We start from the raw sequence: 20,326 nt of genomic DNA, 5'->3' as shown, positions 1-20,326 counted from the left end.
ATTCTTTGAGCGCCCGGATCCCCCCGGTTCTTCGACCGGAACATCCGTCGGCGAGGTCTCTCGCCCAACTGGTCAGCGAGTTCGGACTCGAGCACGAGGGTTCCCTCGACGGCATCGAGGTCACGGGCGTCACGCTGAGCACGGCGGACCTCCACCCCGGCGACCTCTACGTCGGCGTGCCCGGCGCGCACCGTCACGGTGCCGAGTTCGCCGGACAGGCGCGGGACGGCGGTGCCGTGGCGCTCCTGACCGACCGCGCCGGACTCGAGCTCGCACGCGAGTCGGGTCTGCCGGTCGTGATCGTCGACTCGCCGCGTGCCGCACTCGGCGACGTCTCGGCCTGGATCTACCGCACGGGCGGCGAGGGCTCGCCCCTGCTGTTCGCGGTGACCGGCACGAACGGCAAGACGTCGACCTCGTACCTGCTCGAGGGCATCCTCCGTCAGCTCGGGCTCGTCACCGGACTCAGCAGCACGGCCGAGCGGCACATCGGCGACCTGACGGTCGTCAGCCGGCTCACCACTCCCGAGGCGAGCGAGATGCACGCCCTCCTGGCCCGCATGCGCGAGAGCGAGGTGCGCGCCGTCGCCGTCGAGGTGAGCGCGCAGGCCCTGAGCCGCAACCGCGTCGACGGTCTCGTCTTCGACGTGGCCGCGTTCACCAACCTGAGTCACGACCACCTCGACGACTACGCCGACATGGAGGAGTACTTCCACGCGAAGCTGCCTCTGTTCCAGCCCGACCGCGCCAAGCGCGCCGTCATCTCCCTCGACTCGCCCTACGGGCAGCGCGTGGTCGACAACGCCCGCATCCCGCTCACGACGATCACGATCCTCCCCGACGTCGAGGCCGACTGGACGGTCGAGATCCTCGACGAGCAGGCGGCCTTCACCGAGTTCCGCCTGTCGGGCCCCGAGAACCGCACGCTGGTGACCCGCGTGCCGCTCATCGGCTGGCACATGGTGGCCAACGCCGCCCTGGCGATCGTCATGCTGGTCGAGGCCGGCTTCGAGCTCGGTGCGATCTCCCAGGCCCTCGAGGCCGAGCACGGGATCGTCGCGTATCTGCCCGGACGCACCGAGCGCGTCTCGGGCGACCGCGGCCCGAGCGTGTACGTCGACTTCGGGCACAGCCCGGACGCCTTCCTGACGACCCTCGCGGCCGTCCGCCGCTTCACCCCCGGCAAGGTCGTCATGCTCTTCGGCGCCGACGGTGACCGGGACACGACCAAGCGCGCCGAGATGGCACGGGTCGCGGCGGCGGGCTCCGACATCCTCGTCGTCACCGATCACCACCCGCGCTTCGAGGACCCCGCCTCCATCCGGGCCACCCTGGTCGAAGCGGCGCGCGCCGCCTACCCCGACCACGAGATCCACGAGGTCAGCCCGCCCGAGGCGGCCATCCGCACCGCCGTGTCGTTGGTCGGCGAAGGAGACTCGATCCTCTGGGCCGGCCCCGGACACCAGGACTACCGCGACATCCGCGGGGAGCGCACGCCCTACTCCGCGCGAGACGAGGCCCGCGCCGCCCTGCGCGAGGCCGGGTGGTCCGAATGATCGCCCTCAGCGCTGCCGAGATCGCCTCGATCACCGAGGGCGTCCTGGTCGAGGAGGCGCAGGCCGGCATCGTCCTGACCGGTTCCGTCGAGACCGACTCGCGTCTGGTGACGCCGGGGTCGGTGTTCTTCGCCCTCCGCGGCGAGGTGACCGACGGTCATCTCTTCGTCGACGCCGCCGTGTCGAACGGAGCCGCTCTCATCGTCGCCGAACGCGACGTCGAGACCTCGGTCCCGACCGTGGTGGTCGACGACGGCGTCGTCGCCCTGTCGCGCCTGGCGGCCGCCGTCGTCGAACGCGTCCGCCGTCACGGTCGCCTCAAGGTCGTCGGCATCACGGGTTCGAACGGCAAGACGAGCACGAAGAACATGCTCCGCGCGGTCCTGTCCGACCTGGCGCCGACGGTCGCACCGCAGGGCTCCTTCAACAACCACGTGGGCGCCCCGATCTCGATGCTCCGCATCGACGACGACACCGAGTACCTGGTCGTCGAGATGGGCGCCGCGGGACCGGGCGAGATCGCCCGCCTCGTCGACATCGCCCGCCCCGACACCGGGGTCGTCCTCAAGGTCGGCCTCGCCCACGCCGGCGGATTCGGCGGCATCGAGGGCACCAGGGCCGCCAAGGCCGAGATGGTGACCGATCTGCCGACGACGGGCACCGCGATCCTGAACGCCGACGACGACCGCGTCGCCGGCATGGCCTCCGTCACCGCTGCTCGGGTCGTGACCTTCGGGCAGAGCCCCACGGCGGACTACCGCGCGTCCGAGATCGAGGTCTCCGCCACGGGGACGACCTTCACATTCGCCCACGGCGACCTCCGACGCCCTGTCGCGCTGCGCATCCTCGGCGAGCACCACGTGATGAACGCCCTGGCCGCCTTGTCGGTGGCCGGCGAATGGGGTCTCGACCTCGACCGCGCGGCGACCGTCCTCGAGGGCGTCGCCCGGGCCGAGCGCTGGCGGATGGAGCTCTTCGACGCCCCGGGCGGAGTCACCGTCGTGAACGACGCCTACAACGCGAGTCCCGACTCCGTGGCGGCCGCGCTCAAGACCCTGGCCCAGATCACCCCGAGCGGTCACCGGTCCGTGGCCGTCCTCGGCGAGATGGCCGAGTTGGGCGAGTTCGCCCGCGACGAGCACGACCGCATCGGGCGACTCGTGGTCAGGCTCAACATCGGACAGCTGATCGTCGTCGGTCACGCCGCGCGGCACATCCACATGGCAGCGGGCCTCGAAGGCTCCTGGGACGGAGAATCACTGCTCGTGGACACCATCGACGAGGCCTACGACCTCCTCCATCCGACCCTCCGGGCGGGTGACGTCGTCCTGGTGAAGTCCTCCAAGTCGGCCGGCCTCCGGTTCCTCGGCGACCGTCTGGCGGGGGTGTCCGAATGAAAGCCCTGCTCATCGCCGGCGCCGTCTCGCTGGTCTTCACGCTGCTGCTGACGCCGCTGTTCATCAAGCTCTTCCACCGCCTCGGCTGGGGGCAGTTCATCCGCGACGACGGGCCGCAGTCGCATCACACGAAGCGCGGAACCGCCACCATGGGCGGCATCGTGCTGATCCTCGGCACGGTGATCGGCTACTTCGTCGGCCACCTCGGTGCCCAGGACGAACTCACCTCGAGCGGCCTGCTCGTGCTCTTCCTGATGGTCGGGCTCGGCACGGTCGGATTCCTCGACGACTTCCTCAAGGTCCGCAACCAGCGGAGCCTCGGCCTCGGCGGCTGGGCGAAGGTCATCGGCCAGGTGGTCGTGGGCGCCGTCTTCGCCGTCCTCGCGCTGTCGTTCCCCAACGAGAACGGTCTGACCCCCGCGTCGACCAGGATCTCCGGCATCCGCGACATCCCGTGGCTCGACTTCATGTTCTTCGGCAGCATCATCGGCGGTGGGCTCTTCCTGATCTGGGTGGTCCTGATCACGGTGAGCACCTCGAACGGGGTCAACGTCGCCGACGGGCTCGACGGTCTCGCGACCGGGTCCTCGATCCTTGCGATCGCGTCGTACATCTTCATCGGGTTCTGGCAGTTCAACCAGTCCTGCTTCAGCACGCGGCTCGACGAGACCACGAGGTCGGCCTGTTACACGGTGGCCAACCCGCTCGACCTGGCGGTCGTGGCCGCGGCGATCTGCGGCGGCCTCATCGGCTTCCTCTGGTGGAACACCTCTCCTGCGCAGATCTTCCTCGGCGACACCGGATCGCTCGGACTCGGCGGCGCCCTGGCCGCCCTCGCGATCCTCAGCCGCACCGAGCTCCTGCTCGTCCTGATCGGCGGCCTGTTCATCGTCGTCACCGGCTCGGTGATCCTGCAACGCGCCTACTTCAAGCTCACGAAGGGCAAGCGGATCTTCCTCATGAGCCCCCTGCATCATCACTTCGAGCTCAAGGGCTGGGCCGAGGTCACCGTCGTGGTCCGCTTCTGGATCATCGCGGGGCTCTTCGTCGCCGCAGGCGTGGGCGTCTTCTATCTCGAGTGGATCTCGCGCACCTCATGAGTTCCTCCTCCCTCGATCCCCGCCTCGCCGAACGGCTCGACGGTCTCGACAGCTGGCGCGCCGACTGGTCGGATCTCCGAGTCGCCGTGCTGGGTCTCGGCGTCACCGGATTCTCCGTGGCCGACACCCTGACGGAGCTCGGCGCCAGGGTCGTCGTGCTGGCCCCCGAGGTCGACGACGACCGTGCCGAACTCCTCCAACTGATCGGCGCCGAGCTCGTGCTCGACCCGGACATGGCCGGCCCCCCGGAGGCGCTGCTCGCGTTCGCACCCGAGGTGATCGTGATCTCACCCGGGTTCGCACCCCACCACCCGCTCGCCGTCTGGGCGGCCTCGAGCGGAGCCGCCGTGTGGGGCGACATCGAGCTCGCCTGGCGAGTCCGCGACAAGACGCAGCCGGTCGCCGACTGGCTGCTGGTGACGGGCACCAACGGCAAGACCACCACCACCCAGCTGGCCACGACCATGGCCCTCGCCGATGGACGTCGGGCCGCCGCGTGCGGCAACATCGGCGTCCCCGTGCTCGACGCCGTCCGAGACCCCGAGGGCAACGACCTGCTCGTGGTTGAGCTGTCCAGCCATCAGCTGCACTACCTCCCGGTCGAGGGGCCGGGCGCGCTCCGGCCGCTCGCCTCGGTCTGCCTCAATCTCGAGGACGACCACCTCGAGTGGCACGGCGGACTCGACGCGTACCGGGCCGCGAAGGCCAAGGTGTACTCGAACACGGTCGTGGCCTGCCTCTACAACAAGGAGGACGACGCGACCCTCCGCATGGTCGAGCAGGCCGACGTCTCCGAGGGCTGTCGCGCGGTCGGATTCGGGCCGTCCGCTCCCGGACCCAGCGACTTCGGGGTCGTCGCGGGCGACGACGGGGGAGTGCTGGTCGACCGCGCGTTCCTCACCGAGCGTCGGACGAGCGCTCTCGAGCTGACCACGACCTCCGCCCTCGAGACCGTCGGTCTCGGTGCCGACCATCTCGTGTCCGACGTCCTGGCCGCCGCCGCGCTGGTCCGAGCGGCCGGGGTCGAGCCGTCGTCGGTGCGCGACGGGGTCGCGGGATTCCGGGTCGACCACCACCGGATGGAGGTCGTGGCGGCGTCCGCCGACGTCACCTGGGTCGACGACTCGAAGGCGACGAACCCCCATGCCGCCCGCGCCTCCCTGGCGTCGTTCCCCTCCGTCGTCTGGATCGTCGGAGGGGTCTTCAAGGGCGTCGACGTCGAGCCGCTCATCCGCGAGTCGAGCGGGCGGCTGCGGGCGGCGGTCCTGATCGGCGTCGACCGGTCGGCCCTGCGGGAGGCCTTCGGGCGACACGCGCCCGACCTGCCGCTGTTCGAGGTGGACGACACCGACACTGAAGACGTGATGTCGGCGGCCGTCCGGTTGGCGGCGGACGCGTCCCACCCCGGCGACTGCGTCCTCCTCGCTCCGGCGGCGGCGTCCTTCGATCAGTTCACCGACTACACGGCGCGCGGCCGGGCATTCGCCACCGCGGTCCACGAGCACTTGGGAGGCGAGGCCGATGGCCCACCCGACGTCCGACCTCCCGCGTCGCCGATTGGCTGATCTCGTCGGCCGACGGCCGCGTCCCTCCTCCGGGTCCGACACCGCCTCGGCCTCGTCCGCCTCGAACCGTCAGGCGGGTGCGGTGGTCGCGGTCAAGCGGCTGTTCGCGGCCGAGACCGGCTCCTTCTTCCTCATCCTCGGCACGACGCTGTTCCTGGTCGTCCTCGGCCTCGTGATGGTGCTGTCGTCGTCGTCGGTCGAGGCGTTCATCCAGTCGGGGCAGACCTCGTTCTTCGGGGCGTTCGTGCGCCAGGGGATCTACGCGGCGATCGGCATCCCCTTGATGCTCGTGGTCTCCCGGGTCCCCGTCTGGTTCTGGAAGCGGTGGGCCTGGCACATCCTCGGCGCCGCCGTCCTCCTCCAGCTCCTGGTCTTCAGCCCGCTCGGCTACGAGTCCGGCGGGAACCGCAACTGGGTCAACCTGGGGGCCTTCACGGCGCAGCCGTCGGAGGCCGTCAAGCTGGCCCTCGCGATCTGGCTCGGCATGATCCTGGCGGTCAAACGCGACCTGCTCGACGACTGGCGGCACCTCGCCATCCCTCTCGTCCCCGTCGTGCTCGTGGCCGTCGGGCTCGTCGTCGCCGGCGGCGACCTCGGCACCACCATGGTCATGCTGCTGCTCGTCTTCGGAGCCGTCTGGTTCGCGGGCATCAAGCTGAGGTACCTCCTGGTGCCGCTCGCCCTGCTCGCCGCCGTCATCCCGGTGATCGCCTCGGGCTCCGCGTCCCGCAACGACCGGATCGCCGCGTGGATGGCGGGCTGCACCGACGACAGCGCCTACCAGGGCATCTGCTGGCAGTCGCTCCACGGCACCTGGGCCCTCGCCTCCGGCGGGATGTTCGGGGTGGGACTCGGCAACTCGAAGGCCAAGTGGTCCTGGCTGCCCGAGGCCGACAACGACTTCATCTTCGCCGTGCTCGGCGAGGAGCTGGGGCTGATCGGGGCCATCGTCGTCCTGGCGCTCTTCGTCGTCCTGGCGACGGGTTTCATCAAGATCATCCGACGCACGGACGACCCCTTCGTGCGGATCGTCACCGGCTCGATCGCCGCCTGGATCATCGGGCAGGCGCTCATCAACATCGCCGTCGTCCTCGGCCTCCTGCCCGTGCTCGGCGTCCCTCTGCCGCTGATATCGGCCGGCGGCTCCGCCCTCATCGTCACGCTCGTGGCGATCGGGGTCGTGCTGTCGTTCGCCCGGCGACGGGAGGAGTCGGCGCATGAACGGGGCCGCCCTCCGGGCCGGGTAGGGTCTCTCCGGTGACGACGTACCTCCTCGCCGGCGGCGGAACCGCCGGCCATGTGAACCCCCTGCTCGCCGTGGCCGATCGACTCCGTCGACGGGAGCCCGACGCCGTGATCCTCGTGCTCGGAACGGCGGAGGGGCTCGAGGCCCGGCTGGTGCCGCAGCGGGGTTACGAGCTCCTCACGGTCGCCCGTCTGCCGTTCCCCCGCAAACCCTCGGCCGCCGCCCTGCGGTTCCCGTCGAAGCTCGTCGGAGCCGTCAGCGGCGTGCGCGCGATCCTCGACGAGCACGACGTCGACGTCGTCGTCGGATTCGGCGGCTACGCGTCGGCCCCGGCGTACATGGCCGCTTGGCGCTCGAAGGTGCCGATCGTCGTCCACGAGGCGAATGCGAAGCCCGGCATCGCCAACGTGCTCGGGTCGTACCTCACGCGGCACGTCGGCACCGTCTTCCGCTCCACGTCGATGAGGCACGGACGTCAGGTCGGCATGCCCCTCCGTGACGAGATCGAGACGCTCGATCGGCCCGCACGGCGGGGAGAGGCGATGGCCGAGCTCGGACTCGACCCCGCGAAGCCCACCCTCCTCGTGACCGGAGGCTCCAGCGGCGCCCGGCGCCTGAACGAGACGATGTCGGCGGCGGCGGCGACGGTGATCGGAGCCGGGTGGCAGATCCTGCACATCACCGGAGCCAAGTCCGACCTGACCTCGACCGACCTGCCCGACCACCACCTCCTGCGCTACTGCGATCGCATGGACCTCGCGCTCTCCGCGGCCGACTTCGTCGTCTCGCGGGCCGGCTCCGCGACCGTCAGCGAGCTGACGGCCCTCGGGCTGCCGGCGGCGCTCGTCCCCTACCCGGTCGGCAACGGCGAGCAGCGTCACAACGCCACCGACGTCGTCGGGGCAGGAGGCGCGGTGCTCGTCGACGACGCCGCCTTCACACCCGAGTGGGTCGCGTCGACTCTCGTCCCGCTGCTCCTCGACCGATCGCGCGTCGCCGACATGGCCGTGCAGGCCGCGACCGTCGGAGTCCTCGACGGCACCGACCGCACGGTCGATCTCGTGATCGACGCCGCCCGCACCTCACCCTCGGGACACACCCCCACGAACGACGAGAGATCATGATCAAGCCCGACCTCACGCAGCAGATCCCCGCCGAGCTCGGCCGACTCCACTTCGTGGGGATCGGCGGGGCCGGCATGAGCGGCATCGCCCGGGTCTTCCTCGATGCCGGTCACATCGTCACCGGTTCCGACATCCGCGATACCCCCGGTGTGCAGGCGCTCCGCGATCTCGGGGCGGTCGTGTCGATCGGCCACGATGCGGCCAACCTCGGCGAGGCGGACACGCTCGTCGTCACCGGCGCGCTCTGGCAGGACAACCCCGAGTATCAGGCGGCTCTCGCGAAGGGGATCCCCGTCCTCCACCGCTCGCAGGCCCTCGCCTGGCTGATCGGCGAGCAGCGCCTCGTCTCGGTCGCCGGTGCGCACGGCAAGACGACGTCCACGGGCATGATCGTCACCGCCCTGCTCGCCTCCGGCCACGACCCGAGCTTCGTCAACGGGGGAGTCATCCAGTCCCTCGGGGTCAGCGCGCGGGGCGGGTCCGACGACCTCGTCGTGGTCGAGGCCGACGAGTCCGACGGCTCGTTCCTCCTCTACGACACGTCGATCGCCCTCGTGACCAACGTCGACGCCGACCACCTCGACCACTACGGATCGCACGAGGCCTTCGACGAGGCCTTCGTGACCTTCTCCGCCGCCGCGTCCGAGCTCGTCGTCATCTCGAGCGACGACCCCGGAGCCCGTCGGGTCGCGGCCGCGCTCGACCACCCGCGGGTGGTGACCTTCGGCCTCGACGCCGAGGCCGACGTGCGCCTGAGCGACGTCGCCTCCAGCGGCCCGGTCTCGTTCACGCTTCACCGCGGCTCCGAGAGCTGGCCGGTCCAGCTCCGGGTCCCGGGGCGGCACAACGCCGTGAACGCCGCCGGCGCCTTCGCCGTGCTGCTCGGGCTCGGCGTCGACCCGCAGGCGGCGATCGCCGGGCTCGAGACCTTCGGCGGAACCGAACGCCGCTTCGAGCTGCACGGCACCGTCGCCGGGGTCAGCGTCTACGACGACTACGCGCATCACCCGACCGAGGTGGCCGCGGCTCTCCAGGCGGCGCGTTCCGTGGTCGGCGAGGGGCGCCTCATCGCGGTCCACCAGCCTCACCTCTACAGCCGGACGCGCCTCATGGCCGGCGACTTCGCCGAGACGTACGAGTCGCTGGCGGACCACACCATCGTCCTCGACGTCTACGGCGCCCGGGAGGACCCCGAGCCCGGAGTGACCGGCGCGCTCGTGTCCGAGCGGTTCGCCGACCCCTCGCGGGTCGACTTCGTGGCCGACTGGCAGGAGGCCGCCGAGCGGACCGCCGCCGTCGCCCGAGCCGGCGACTTCGTCATCACGCTCGGCTGCGGCGACGTCTACCGGATCGTCCCGCAGCTGCTGGGGGCCCTCGACGCCGCGGCGGCCCCGGTCGACCCCGTCTCGGAGGAGACCGAGGCGTGAGCCGGTCGTCCGTTCTCCAGGGGAGGGGCCGGCCGTGAAGCGGCCGGAGGGCTTCGACCCGTCCGCCCGCCGCCCGGATCCGGCCGAGCCGTCGGACGACGGCGCCGTCGACTCGCCGGCGAGCCGCCCGTCCGTCCTCGGTCGCCTCTCGGCGCTGCGAGCCGGGCGGTCCTCCGACCGGGCCGAGGAGGCGCGGGTCGACGAGCCGATCGATCCCGCCTCTCGAGACTCCGGTGCCGCACGCGACCTCTCCTCCGACGGTGAGGCGTCCGATCGCGGCGACGGGTCGTCGTCGGCCGGGGGAACGGCGCGTCCGTCGCCCGAGCCGGTGTACCTCGACAGGGCCGACAGTCCTCGCGACGAGGCCCGTCGTCGTGCGGCGATGGCCCGTCGAGCGAGTCGCCGCGCATCGAGAGAGCGTCATCGCGCCGAGCGTCAGGAGGTCCGCCGGTTCACCCGCCGCTCGCGACACCGGCGCGCGACGTGGGTGTCGGTGGCGGTGGTCGCGCTCCTCCTCGGGGCGTCGGTCGGCGTCGCCGTCTTCTCCCCGTTGCTGTCGTTGCAGACCATCACCGTCGACGGCACCGACCGCGTCGACGCCGGAGCCGTGCAGGACGCCGTCGACGGTCAGCTCGGAACGCCCCTCGCCCGGATCGACTTCGACCGGATCACGCGCGAGCTCGAGGCGTTCCCTCTGATCGCGAGCTACGTGACCGAGACGGCGCCGCCCCACACGCTCGTCATCCGGATCACCGAGCGGCAGCCGATCGCGACCGTCGCGGACGGCGACGCCTTCGAGCTGGTCGATCCCGCAGGCATCGTCGTGCAACGGCTCGACGCCCGGCAGGAGGGCGTCCCGCTGGTCGACGTCGGGGGTGCCCCGCTCGACGGGACGGCCTTCCGGTCGGCGGCGGAGGTCCTGCTGTCCCTGCCGGTGAACCTGCGGTCCACGGTCGACTCGGCGACGGCCTCGACCGCCGACGACGTCGCGCTGACGCTGTCGTCGGGGCAGAAGGTCGTCTGGGGCAGCGCCGAGCACTCCGAGAAGAAGGCGCAGGTGCTCGCGGGGCTGATGGCCGATCAGGCGTCCCGCGATCCGTCGGCCTCGGTCAAGTACGACGTGTCGGCGCCCGACAACGGCATCATCCGACCCATCTGAGCGCGTCGTTCGCGACACGCCTGCGTCGGTGTTGTCGACGCCCCGTCGCGGCACCTACCTTGTGACTGCAGAACTTGCATACCATGTACAACCTTAACCTTCAACTTACGAGTTAAGGTTTCAGCGGAGGCCCGGACGTGACAACGAACCATAACTACCTAGCCGTGATCAAGGTCGTCGGCGTCGGCGGCGGTGGCGTCAACGCCGTCAACCGCATGATCGAACTGGGGCTCCGCGGAGTCGAGTTCATCGCGATCAACACCGACGCCCAGGCGCTGCTGCTCAGCGACGCCGACGTCAAGCTGGACGTCGGTCGCGAGCTGACGCGTGGTCTCGGCGCCGGAGCCGACCCCGAGGTGGGTCGCCGTGCGGCGGAGGACCACGCCGAGGAGATCGAAGAGGCTCTCGCGGGCGCCGACATGGTCTTCGTCACGGCCGGCGAGGGCGGCGGCACGGGAACGGGTGGCGCTCCCGTCGTCGCTCGTATCGCGAAGTCGATCGGCGCCCTGACCATCGGCGTGGTGACCAAGCCGTTCGGGTTCGAGGGCAAGCGACGCCAGGCGCAGGCCGAGGCGGGTGTCGCAGCCCTGAAGGACGAGGTCGACACCCTCATCGTCGTGCCGAACGACCGTCTGCTCGAGATCAGCGAACGCGGCATCAGCATGGTCGAGGCGTTCGGCACCGCGGACCAGGTCCTCCTCGCGGGTGTCCAGGGCATCACCGACCTGATCACCACGCCCGGTCTCATCAACCTCGACTTCGCCGACGTCAAGTCGGTCATGCAGGGGGCGGGCTCGGCTCTGATGGGCATCGGGTCGTCCCGCGGGGCCGATCGTGCCATCAAGGCGGCGGAGCTGGCCGTGGCGTCGCCCCTCCTCGAGGCGAGCATCGACGGCGCTCACGGCGTGCTGCTGTCCATCCAGGGCGGTTCGAACCTGGGCATCTTCGAGATCAACGACGCTGCCCGTCTCGTCCAGGAGGCCGTGCACGCCGAGGCCAACATCATCTTCGGTGCCGTCATCGACGACACCCTGGGCGACGAGGTCCGTGTGACGGTCATCGCCGCCGGCTTCGACGGGGGCGAGCCCTCGACGAAGACGAAGGAGCGCCGTTCCAGCTTCGTCGAGTCCGAGTCCGCCGCGGCGCCCGTCGCCGGGGTCTCGGCCATCGCCGACAGCGGGGCGACGAGCGAGACGCCCTCGTGGAAGCGCCCCGAGGAGCCCACGGCCACCCAGGCCGTCGACCCCGCCTTCGATGGCGGCGACGACGACCTCGACGTGCCCGACTTCCTCAAGTAGTCCATGTCGTCCGACCCCGCCGTCGGCGGTGACCTCGCCGATCGTCTGGCTCGGGTCGCCGCCGACGTCGAGTCCGCCGCGCGCGCGGTCGGGCGCCGCCCGGAGGAGATCACGACCATCGTCGTGACCAAGTTCCATCCGGCGGAGCTCGTCCGTGACCTCTACGAGCGGGGCGTCCGGGACGTCGGCGAGAACCGGCACCAGGAGGCGCAGGTCAAGGCGGCGGAGCTCTCCGATCTCGAGGGCCTCCGCTGGCACTTCGTCGGGCAGCTGCAGTCCAAGAAGGCGCGCCAGGCCAGGCGCTACGCGGCCGCGGTCCACTCCCTCGACCGCTCGAGCGTGGTCGACGCTCTCTCGTCGGACGACGGGACGCTCCTCGACGGATTCGTCCAGGTCAACCTCACCGACGACCCGTCGCGCGGGGGAGTCCCGGTCGACGACGTCGAGTCGCTGGTCGAGCGGGTGCTGTCGACCCCCGGTCTGCGTCTCCGGGGCGTGATGGCGGTCGCCCCGCTCGACGAGCCGCCCCGGGCCGCGTTCGCCCGGCTCCGCCGGGTGTCCGACAGGGTGCGCTCGCTCGCGCCGGAGGCGCAGGACATCTCGGCGGGGATGTCCCCGGACTTCGCCGAGGCGATCGCCGAGGGCGCGACACACCTACGAATCGGGACGGCAATCACGGGAATGCGCCCCGGTCCTCGTTAATGTCAGACGAGACGATCTCGATCCGGAGGAAAGACATGGCCAACCCGCTGCGCAAGACAATGGTCTACCTGGGCCTCGCCGACGAAGAGCTCGAGTACGACGAGCAGCCCGCGGCGCAGAGCAACGCCCCCGCGCAGCAGCCCGCCCGCCAGCCGGCTGCGACGACCTCGCCGGTCGCGCCCGTGGCTCCGGTGGCCGCTCCGGCCCCCTCGGCCTCCCGCGCCCCGGTGACGCCCCTGCGGCGTGCCACGACCTCGACCACGACGAAGAACACGGTGCCCCACGACATGAACGAGATCCTCACGGTCCACCCGCGCGAGTACAAGGACGCCCAGGCGATCGCCGAGAGCTTCCGCGACGGCATCCCCGTCATCATCAACCTCTCGCAGATGACCGAGGCCGACGCGCGACGTCTCGTCGACTTCGCCAGCGGGCTCTCGCAGGGTCTCTACGGCAAGATCGAGCGGGTCACGAACAAGGTCTTCCTCCTCTCGCCGGCCCACATCGCCGTCAGCGGCGAGCAGGCTGAGGTAGAGTCCGACATCGAGGCGTCGTTCTTCGCCCAGTCCTGATCGGGCCCGTCCCGCTCGGCCTGGCGACGACGCCGCGCCACCCTCTCTCAACGCGGTCCGCCCGCGCCGACTCGTGTGAGCTGATGACACCCCGATGATCGTTCCTCTGATCGCCACGATCGCCTACTACGTCCTCCTGCTGTTCTTCCTGCTGATGTGGGCGCGCTTCGTGCTCGATCTCGCGCAGTCGTTCAGCCGGGGCTGGCGTCCTCGTGGCGCCGTCCTGGTCCTCGCCGAGGTGACCTACACCGTCACGGACCCTCCGATCCGGACCGTCCGCAAGGTGCTCCCGCCGGTGCGGCTCGGTTCCGTCGCTCTGGACTTCGGCTGGAGCCTCGTGATGCTCGCAGTCGTCATCCTCATGGCGGTCGCGTCGTACTTCCGGTACGTCGGCTACTAGAGCGCGTCGTCCCGGGCGACGCGGACGACGCGCTATGCTCTCTCGAAGCCCGTGGGCCCTCGGGCCCGCGCCTCGAATGTTCGCTACGGTGTAGTTGAACGTCGACTGCTTCGATCGCTCCGAGACCCGTTCTCGCCGCGGTGACGCAGGGCAACACGACACAGACCACGATCGACACAGACCACGATCAGACGATCCAACAGATTCACGAGGTGACGGCAATGGCTTTGACGCCGGAAGACGTAGTCAACAAGCGGTTCCAGCCGACCAAGTTCCGAGAGGGCTACGACCAGGACGAGGTCGACGACTTCCTCGACGAGGTCGTCGCCGAGCTCCGTCGCCTGACGCAGGAGAACGACGAGCTGCGCCAGCGCCTGGTCGCCGGCGAGTCGCGGATCAGCGAGCTGCAGAGCTCGGGCACGGCTGCTCCGGCATCGGCACCCGCCGCCGAGGCGCCCGCCTCGGTCCCCGCCCCCGCGTCGGCCCCCGTCGCCGAGCAGGCCCCCGAGCCCGTCTCGGTGCCGCAGCCCGCCGCCGCAGCAGCGGTCGCACCGGCCGCTCCCGCCTACGTCGGCCCGACCGCCGACGAGACCGAGAGCACCAACAATCTCCTGCAGCTCGCCCGCCGTCTGCACGAGGAGCACGTCCGCGAGGGCGTCGAGAAGCGCGACGCCCTGATCGCCGAGGGCCACTCCACGGCGGCCCGCGTCGTGGCCGAGGCCGAGGCGAAGAACCGCGAGCTCGTCTCCGAGGGTGAGACGAAGAACCGCGAGCTCATCTCCGAGGGCGAGGCCAAGAACCGCGAGCTCATCTCCGAGGGTGAGAACCGCGCCCGCGACCTGGTCCAGACGGCCGAGGCGGAGAAGCGCGAGACCCTCGAGAAGCTGAACACCGAGCGCTCCGGCCTCGAGCGTCGCATCGACGATCTCCGCACGTTCGAGCGCGACTACCGTCAGAAGCTCAAGAGCTACATCGAGGGCCAGCTGCGCGACCTCGACGGCGAGTCGAACGAGCAGCCCGCCGGCGCCCCCGCCAGCGCCCAGGGCTTCGGCTCCAACTAAGGTCTTGGCACCCAACCCCTCTGCGACGAAGGTCAGCGTCCGCCTCCTGGTGGCGCTGGCCTTCGTCGCTGTCGGCGTCTACGCGGCCGACCAGATCACCAAGCACCTCGTGACCACGACCCTGGTCGAAGGGAGCAGCGTCGACGTCCTGGGCGACTTCTTCCAGCTCCACTTCGTCAAGAACCCGGGTGCGGCGTTCTCGCTGGCGAGCGGTTCCACCTGGATCTTCTCTTTGGCGGCCGCAGCGGTCGTCGTGGCCATCATCGTCTTCGCACGGCGCATCCGTTCCACGGCCTGGGCGATCATGCTCGGGATGCTGCTCGGCGGCACCCTCGGGAACCTCACCGATCGCCTCTTCCGAGAGCCCTCGTTCGGCATGGGGCACGTGGTCGACTTCCTCTACTTCCCGTCGTTGCTGCCCGCCATCTTCAACGTGGCCGACATCTTCATCGTCTCCAGCATGGGTCTCCTGCTGCTGCTGACCCTGCTGGGCGTCAACCTCGACGGCACGCGCGTCCCGTCCAAGAGACGGCAGCGGGAACTCGATGCACGCGACGCCGCGACGGCCGGCACCGTGCCTCCCGAGACGACGTCGACGGACCGGTCGTGACCGAGTACCGGTCCCTCCCCGTCCCCGATGGACTCGCCGGCGAGAGGGTGGACGCCGCCCTGGCCAAGCTCCTCGGCTTCAGCCGCACCTTCGCGGCCGAGGTCGTCGGGGCCGGTGGTGTGATGGTCGACTCCCGTCCCGTCGGGAAATCCGACCGTCTCAACGCGGGAGACTGGCTCGAGGTCGAGTGGACGCCCCGGGAGGGGCCGTCGATCGTCGCCCTCGAGGTGCCCGGCATGGCGATCGTCCACGACGACGACGACATCGTCGTGGTCGACAAGCCCGTCGGGGTCGCCGCCCACCCGTCGGTCGGCTGGACCGGTCCGACCGTGCTCGGCGGCCTCGCCGCGGCCGGATTCTCCGTGGCGACGTCGGGTGCGGCGGAACGGGCCGGCATCGTGCACCGCCTCGACGTGGGGACGAGCGGGCTCATGGTCGTCGCGAAGTCCGAGCACGCCTACACGGTCCTCAAGCAGGCGTTCCGTGAACGCACCGTCGAGAAGATCTACAACGCGGTCGTCCAGGGCCACCCCGACCCGTTGACCGGGACGATCGACGCGCCCATCGGGCGTCATCCGTCGTCCGACTGGAAGTTCGCGGTCGTCGTCGACGGGAAGGCATCGGTCACGCACTACGAGACCGTCGAGGCGTTCCCGTCCGCGTCTTTGCTCGAGATCCACCTCGAGACCGGGCGGACCCACCAGATCCGCGTCCACATGGCGGCGCAGCGGCACCCCTGCGTCGGCGACGCGACCTACGGCGCGGACCCGACCCTCTCGGCCAAGCTGGGTCTCACGAGGCAGTGGCTCCACGCGGTGCAGCTCGGTTTCACCCACCCGGCGACGGGAGAGCCGGTCGTGTACCGGTCGACCTACCCCGACGATCTGCAGCACGCTCTGGATGTCCTCGGTCGGAGTTAGGCTGTTCCCCTAGTCGTCGGAACCACCACCAGACGGGGAGCCTCTTGGCCTCGAGCACTGACTCATTCGTCCACCTGCACGTCCACAGCGAGTACTCGATGCTCGACGGTGCGGCCCGTGTCAAACCGCTGATCACCGAGGCCGCCGCGCAGGGCATGCCGGCGGTGGCCGTCACCGACCACGGCAACGTCTTCGGCGCCTTCGACTTCTGGAAGACCGCGACCGAGGCCGGGATCAAGCCGATCATCGGCACCGAGGCCTACATCACGCCGGGCACCCACCGCAGCGACAAGACCCGGGTCCGATGGGGCGACGGCGGACGCGACGACGTGTCGGGTGCGGGCGCCTACACGCACATGACCCTGCTGGCCGCGAACACCGGCGGCATGCACAACCTGTTCCGCCTGTCGTCCCGCGCCTCGCTCGAGGGCTACTACTTCAAGCCGCGGATGGACCGCGAGCTGCTGTCCCAGTACAGCGACGGACTCATCGCCACCACCGGATGCCCGAGCGGCGAGGTGCAGACGAGGCTCAGGCTCGGTCAGTACGACGAGGCGGTCAAGGCCGCAGCCGACTTCCGCGACATCTTCGGTCGCGAGAACTACTTCGCCGAGATCATGGACCACGGACTCGGCATCGAGCGTCGGATCATGGGCGACCTCCTGCGCCTGGCGAAGGATCTCGACCTCCCCCTGGTGGCCACGAACGACCTCCACTACACCCACGAGCACGACGCCACCAGCCACGCGGCGCTGCTGTGCGTCCAGTCGGGGTCGACGCTGAACGACCCCAACCGCTTCAAGTTCGACGCCGACGAGTTCTACCTCAAATCGGCCCAGCAGATGCGCCACCTCTTCCGCGATCACCCCGAGGCGTGCGACAACACGCTGCTCATCGCCGAGCGATGCGACGTGCAGTTCAACACGTCCGCCAACTACATGCCCCGGTACCCGGTCCCCGAAGGCGAGACCGAGGAGACCTGGTTCATCAAGGAGGTCGAGAAGGGACTCGTCTACCGGTACCCCGCGGGCATCCCCGACGACGTCCGCAAACAGGCCGAGTACGAGATCGGCGTCATCGCGGGCATGGGCTTCCCGGGGTACTTCCTCGTAGTCGCGGACTTCATCAACTGGTCGAAGGAGAACGGCATCCGCGTGGGTCCGGGCCGCGGCTCGGGTGCGGGCTCGATGGCCGCCTACGCGATGCGCATCACCGACCTCGACCCGCTCCGTCACGGTCTCATCTTCGAACGGTTCCTCAACCCGGACCGCGTCTCGATGCCCGACTTCGACGTCGACTTCGACGACCGCCGCCGCGGCGAGGTCATCCAGTACGTCACCGAGAAGTACGGCGACGAGCGCGTCGCGCAGATCGTCACCTACGGCACGATCAAGGCGAAGCAGGCCCTGAAAGACAGCTCCCGCGTGCTCGGCTTCCCGTTCGGCATGGGGGAGAAGCTCACCAAGGCGATGCCTCCCGCGATCATGGGCAAGGACATCCCCCTGACCGGCATCTTCGACAAGCAGCACGACCGTTACAAGGAGGCCGGGGACATCCGCGCCGTCGTCGACTCCGACCCCGAGGCCCGGACGGTCTTCGACACGGCGCTCGGTCTGGAGGGCTTGAAGCGGCAATGGGGCGTCCACGCGGCGGGCGTCATCATGTCGAGCGATCCCCTCCTCGACATCATCCCCATCATGAAGCGCGAGCAGGACGGCCAGATCGTCACGCAGTTCGACTACCCGGCCTGCGAGTCCCTCGGGCTGATCAAGATGGACTTCCTGGGGCTGCGCAACCTCACGATCATCAACGACGCCCTCGACAACATCAAGACCAACCGCGGTTTCGACCTCGTGCTCGAGGACCTCGAGCTCGACGACGCCGGAGCGTACGAGCTCCTGGCCTCGGGCGACACCCTCGGGGTCTTCCAGCTCGACGGCGGCCCCATGCGCGGCCTCCTCCGACTCATGAAGCCCGACAACTTCGAGGACATCTCGGCCGTGATCGCGCTGTACCGGCCGGGGCCCATGGGTGCGAACTCGCACACGAACTACGCCCTGCGCAAGAACGGCCAGCAGGAGATCACCGCGATCCACCCCGAGCTCGAGGAGCCCCTCTCGGAGGTGCTCGGCGGCACGTACGGTCTGATCATCTACCAGGAGCAGGTCATGAGCGTCGCCCAGAAGCTCGCCGGCTTCTCGTTGGGCCAGGCGGACATCCTCCGTCGTGCCATGGGCAAGAAGAAGAAGTCCGAGCTCGACAAGCAGTTCGCGGGCTTCTCGCAGGGCATGGCCGACAACGGCTACTCTCCCGAGGCCGTCCAGAAGATCTGGGACATCCTCCTGCCGTTCTCCGACTACGCCTTCAACAAGGCGCACTCCGCCGCCTACGGTGTCGTGTCCTACTGGACCGCCTACCTCAAGGCCCACTACCCGGCCGAGTACATGGCCGCCCTGCTCACGAGCGTCGGCGACTCGCGGGACAAGCTCGGCCTGTACCTGAACGAGTGCCGTCGGATGGGCATCAAGGTGCTCCCGCCCGACGTCAACGAGTCCATCGGCTTCTTCGCGGCCGTCGGCGACGACATCCGCTTCGGCATGGGCGCCGTCCGCAACGTCGGCTTCAATGTCGTCGACCACGTCATCGCCGCGCGCGAGAAGGAGGGGGCGTTCAGCAGCTTCCACGACTTCCTGCGGAAGGTGCCGCTGCCCGTCACCAACAAGCGCACGGTCGAATCGCTCGTCAAGGCCGGTGCCTTCGACACGCTCGGATCGACGCGACGAGCGCTCGTCGAGATCCACGAGTCGGCCGTCGAGGCCGCCGTGAGCGAGAAGCGAGCCGAGGCCAACGGGCAGGTCGGCTTCGACTTCGACAGCCTGTGGGACGAGCCCTCCGACGTCCAGCAGGTGCCCGAGAGGCCCGAGTGGTCGAAGCGTGACAAGCTCGCCTTCGAACGCGACATGCTCGGGCTCTACGTCTCGGACCATCCTCTCGCCGGCCTCGAGATCCCCCTCGCGAAGCACGCCCAGACGACCGTGACGGACCTGCTCGCCAGCGACGCCTCGATCGACGGCGAGACCGTCACCATCGCCGGCCTCATCACGAGCGTCCAGCACCGCGTCGCTCGGAACTCCGGCAATCCGTACGGGATCATCACCGTCGAGGACTTCGGCGGCGAGATCACGGCCATGTTCCTCGGGAAGACCTATCAGGAGTTCGGGCCCACCCTCGTGGGCGACTCGATCATCGTGCTCAAGGGCCGGGTCAGCCTCCGCGACGACGGGATGAACCTCCACGCCGTCAGCATGTTCAGCCCCGACCTCGGCGCCGGTGTGAACCACGGGCCGCTGGTGCTGCAGATGCCCGAGCACCGGGCCACGACCGACACCGTGACGGAGCTGGCGGCGGTCCTGGGGCGGCACTCGGGCGGGACCGAGGTCCGGCTGAGGCTGGTGAAGGGCGCCAGCGCCCGGACGTTCGAGATCCCGATGCCGGTCGACATCACGGCGGACCTCTTCGGCGAGCTCAAGAGCCTGCTCGGCCCCGGCTGCCTCGTCTGAGACCTCGACGGCCCCTGGCCGCCGGGAGACTCAGTCGTCCAGATGACCGGGCCGCAGGTAGCGACGGTCGTGGTAGAGGAGGGCGTCGTCGGCGGCGCCGACGCCTCCACCGGTTATCCGGACCACCACGATCGCATTGTCCGCCACGGGGATCCGCTCGACGATCCGCCCGGTCATCCAGGCCGTCACGTCGCGGAGGAGCGGCAGCCCGTCCGGGCCGTCGGTCCAGTGCTCTCCGGCGAAGCGGTTCTCCGCGGGTCCGGCCATCCGTCGGGCCACGTCGCGGTTCCGGGAACCGAGGAGGTGGATGTTCACCGCCCCGCCGGCCTCGACGGCGGGCCAGGAACTCGCCGTCCGCGCCATGTTGAAGGTCGCCAGGGGCGGTGCTGCGGCGAGAGAGGCCAGCGACGTCGCCGTGAACCCGACGGGAGCGCCGTCGGGGGTCCTCGTCGTCACGATCGCGACGCCCGCCGCGTGGCGCCGGAACGCCTCGCGGAACGCCTCGACGTCGTCCGACGACGTCGGATCGACCGTGCTCTCGGACGGGGGGCTCTCCTGGTGCGGATCCGTCATGGCTCGCTCGTGCCTCCTGGGCTCTCTCGGTCCGTCGCCCGTCCGACGATCGGGGC

The 20,326-nt window shown here is 70.0% G+C and carries 17 protein-coding genes; 16 read left to right on the top strand and 1 reads right to left on the bottom strand.

Translation table 11 applies throughout. From position 1 onward, the window contains the following. Positions 1 to 5 precede the first annotated feature (5 nt). From FFA01_RS01750 to dnaE, 16 genes are all read left to right on the top strand, one after another. Positions 6 to 1,556, top strand: a complete 1,551-nt coding sequence (locus FFA01_RS01750; RefSeq protein WP_146852338.1) for a Mur ligase family protein — start codon at positions 6 to 8, stop codon at positions 1,554 to 1,556. Then, positions 1,553 to 2,953 (top strand): UDP-N-acetylmuramoyl-tripeptide--D-alanyl-D-alanine ligase, encoded by a 1,401-nt coding sequence (locus FFA01_RS01745; RefSeq protein WP_146852336.1) that lies wholly within the window; start codon positions 1,553 to 1,555, stop codon positions 2,951 to 2,953. Before FFA01_RS01750 ends, FFA01_RS01745 begins: the two co-directional genes overlap by 4 nt. Beyond that, complete coding sequence (gene mraY / locus FFA01_RS01740) at positions 2,950 to 4,053, top strand: phospho-N-acetylmuramoyl-pentapeptide-transferase (protein WP_146852334.1); 1,104 nt, start codon at positions 2,950 to 2,952, stop codon at positions 4,051 to 4,053. The genes FFA01_RS01745 and mraY overlap by 4 nt, the downstream gene beginning before the upstream one ends. Next, positions 4,050 to 5,618 carry a UDP-N-acetylmuramoyl-L-alanine--D-glutamate ligase gene (murD, locus tag FFA01_RS01735; protein ID WP_146852331.1) on the top strand — a complete coding sequence of 523 codons (1,569 nt, stop codon included), beginning with the start codon at positions 4,050 to 4,052 and terminating at the stop codon, positions 5,616 to 5,618. The genes mraY and murD overlap by 4 nt, the downstream gene beginning before the upstream one ends. Next, positions 5,611 to 6,879, top strand: a complete 1,269-nt coding sequence (gene ftsW / locus FFA01_RS01730; protein WP_244289649.1) for a putative lipid II flippase FtsW — start codon at positions 5,611 to 5,613, stop codon at positions 6,877 to 6,879. The genes murD and ftsW overlap by 8 nt, the downstream gene beginning before the upstream one ends. Next, positions 6,876 to 7,988, top strand: a complete 1,113-nt coding sequence (locus tag FFA01_RS01725; protein WP_146852327.1) for a UDP-N-acetylglucosamine--N-acetylmuramyl-(pentapeptide) pyrophosphoryl-undecaprenol N-acetylglucosamine transferase — start codon at positions 6,876 to 6,878, stop codon at positions 7,986 to 7,988. Before ftsW ends, FFA01_RS01725 begins: the two co-directional genes overlap by 4 nt. Further along, positions 7,985 to 9,415 (top strand): UDP-N-acetylmuramate--L-alanine ligase, encoded by a 1,431-nt coding sequence (gene murC, locus FFA01_RS01720; protein ID WP_146852325.1) that lies wholly within the window; start codon positions 7,985 to 7,987, stop codon positions 9,413 to 9,415. Before FFA01_RS01725 ends, murC begins: the two co-directional genes overlap by 4 nt. Positions 9,416 to 9,449: 34 nt before the next feature. Next, complete coding sequence (locus tag FFA01_RS01715) at positions 9,450 to 10,574, top strand: cell division protein FtsQ/DivIB (protein ID WP_244289648.1); 1,125 nt, start codon at positions 9,450 to 9,452, stop codon at positions 10,572 to 10,574. A 137-nt stretch (positions 10,575 to 10,711) separates the two neighbouring features. Then, positions 10,712 to 11,872: a cell division protein FtsZ gene (gene ftsZ / locus FFA01_RS01710; protein WP_146852322.1), complete on the top strand. Its 1,161-nt coding sequence runs from the start codon at positions 10,712 to 10,714 to the stop codon at positions 11,870 to 11,872. A gap of 3 nt (positions 11,873 to 11,875) precedes the next feature. Beyond that, positions 11,876 to 12,574 carry a YggS family pyridoxal phosphate-dependent enzyme gene (locus FFA01_RS01705; protein ID WP_146852320.1) on the top strand — a complete coding sequence of 233 codons (699 nt, stop codon included), beginning with the start codon at positions 11,876 to 11,878 and terminating at the stop codon, positions 12,572 to 12,574. Positions 12,575 to 12,609: 35 nt separating this feature from the next. Continuing rightward, positions 12,610 to 13,146: a cell division protein SepF gene (locus FFA01_RS01700; protein ID WP_146852317.1), complete on the top strand. Its 537-nt coding sequence runs from the start codon at positions 12,610 to 12,612 to the stop codon at positions 13,144 to 13,146. Positions 13,147 to 13,240: 94 nt separating this feature from the next. Next, entirely contained in the window at positions 13,241 to 13,546 is a 306-nt protein-coding gene (locus tag FFA01_RS01695) for a YggT family protein (RefSeq protein ID WP_146852315.1), read from the top strand. Between the two features lie 221 nt (positions 13,547 to 13,767). Continuing rightward, a complete protein-coding gene (locus tag FFA01_RS01690) occupies positions 13,768 to 14,607 on the top strand; it encodes a DivIVA domain-containing protein (protein WP_146852313.1) in 840 nt (279 codons plus the stop codon). 4 nt (positions 14,608 to 14,611) lie between these two features. Next, a complete protein-coding gene (gene lspA / locus FFA01_RS01685) occupies positions 14,612 to 15,217 on the top strand; it encodes a signal peptidase II (RefSeq protein WP_244289647.1) in 606 nt (201 codons plus the stop codon). Next, positions 15,214 to 16,137 carry an RluA family pseudouridine synthase gene (locus tag FFA01_RS01680; RefSeq protein ID WP_146852311.1) on the top strand — a complete coding sequence of 308 codons (924 nt, stop codon included), beginning with the start codon at positions 15,214 to 15,216 and terminating at the stop codon, positions 16,135 to 16,137. Before lspA ends, FFA01_RS01680 begins: the two co-directional genes overlap by 4 nt. 98 nt (positions 16,138 to 16,235) lie before the next feature. Beyond that, the gene (dnaE, locus tag FFA01_RS01675) at positions 16,236 to 19,697 is read left to right on the top strand and encodes a DNA polymerase III subunit alpha (protein WP_146852427.1); all 3,462 of its coding nucleotides are present in this window, start codon (positions 16,236 to 16,238) and stop codon (positions 19,695 to 19,697) included. 30 nt (positions 19,698 to 19,727) lie between these two features. On the opposite strand, the gene FFA01_RS01670 is transcribed toward dnaE, so the two are convergent. After that, positions 19,728 to 20,270: a flavin reductase family protein gene (locus tag FFA01_RS01670; protein WP_146852309.1), complete on the bottom strand. Its 543-nt coding sequence runs from the start codon at positions 20,268 to 20,270 to the stop codon at positions 19,728 to 19,730. Positions 20,271 to 20,326: the final 56 nt, after the last annotated feature.

Source organism: Frigoribacterium faeni, assembly GCF_007988805.1.
GTDB lineage: Bacteria > Actinomycetota > Actinomycetes > Actinomycetales > Microbacteriaceae > Frigoribacterium > Frigoribacterium faeni.
The sequence above is the reverse complement of the archived record's forward strand: the minus strand, read 5'-3'. Positions and strand labels throughout refer to the sequence as shown.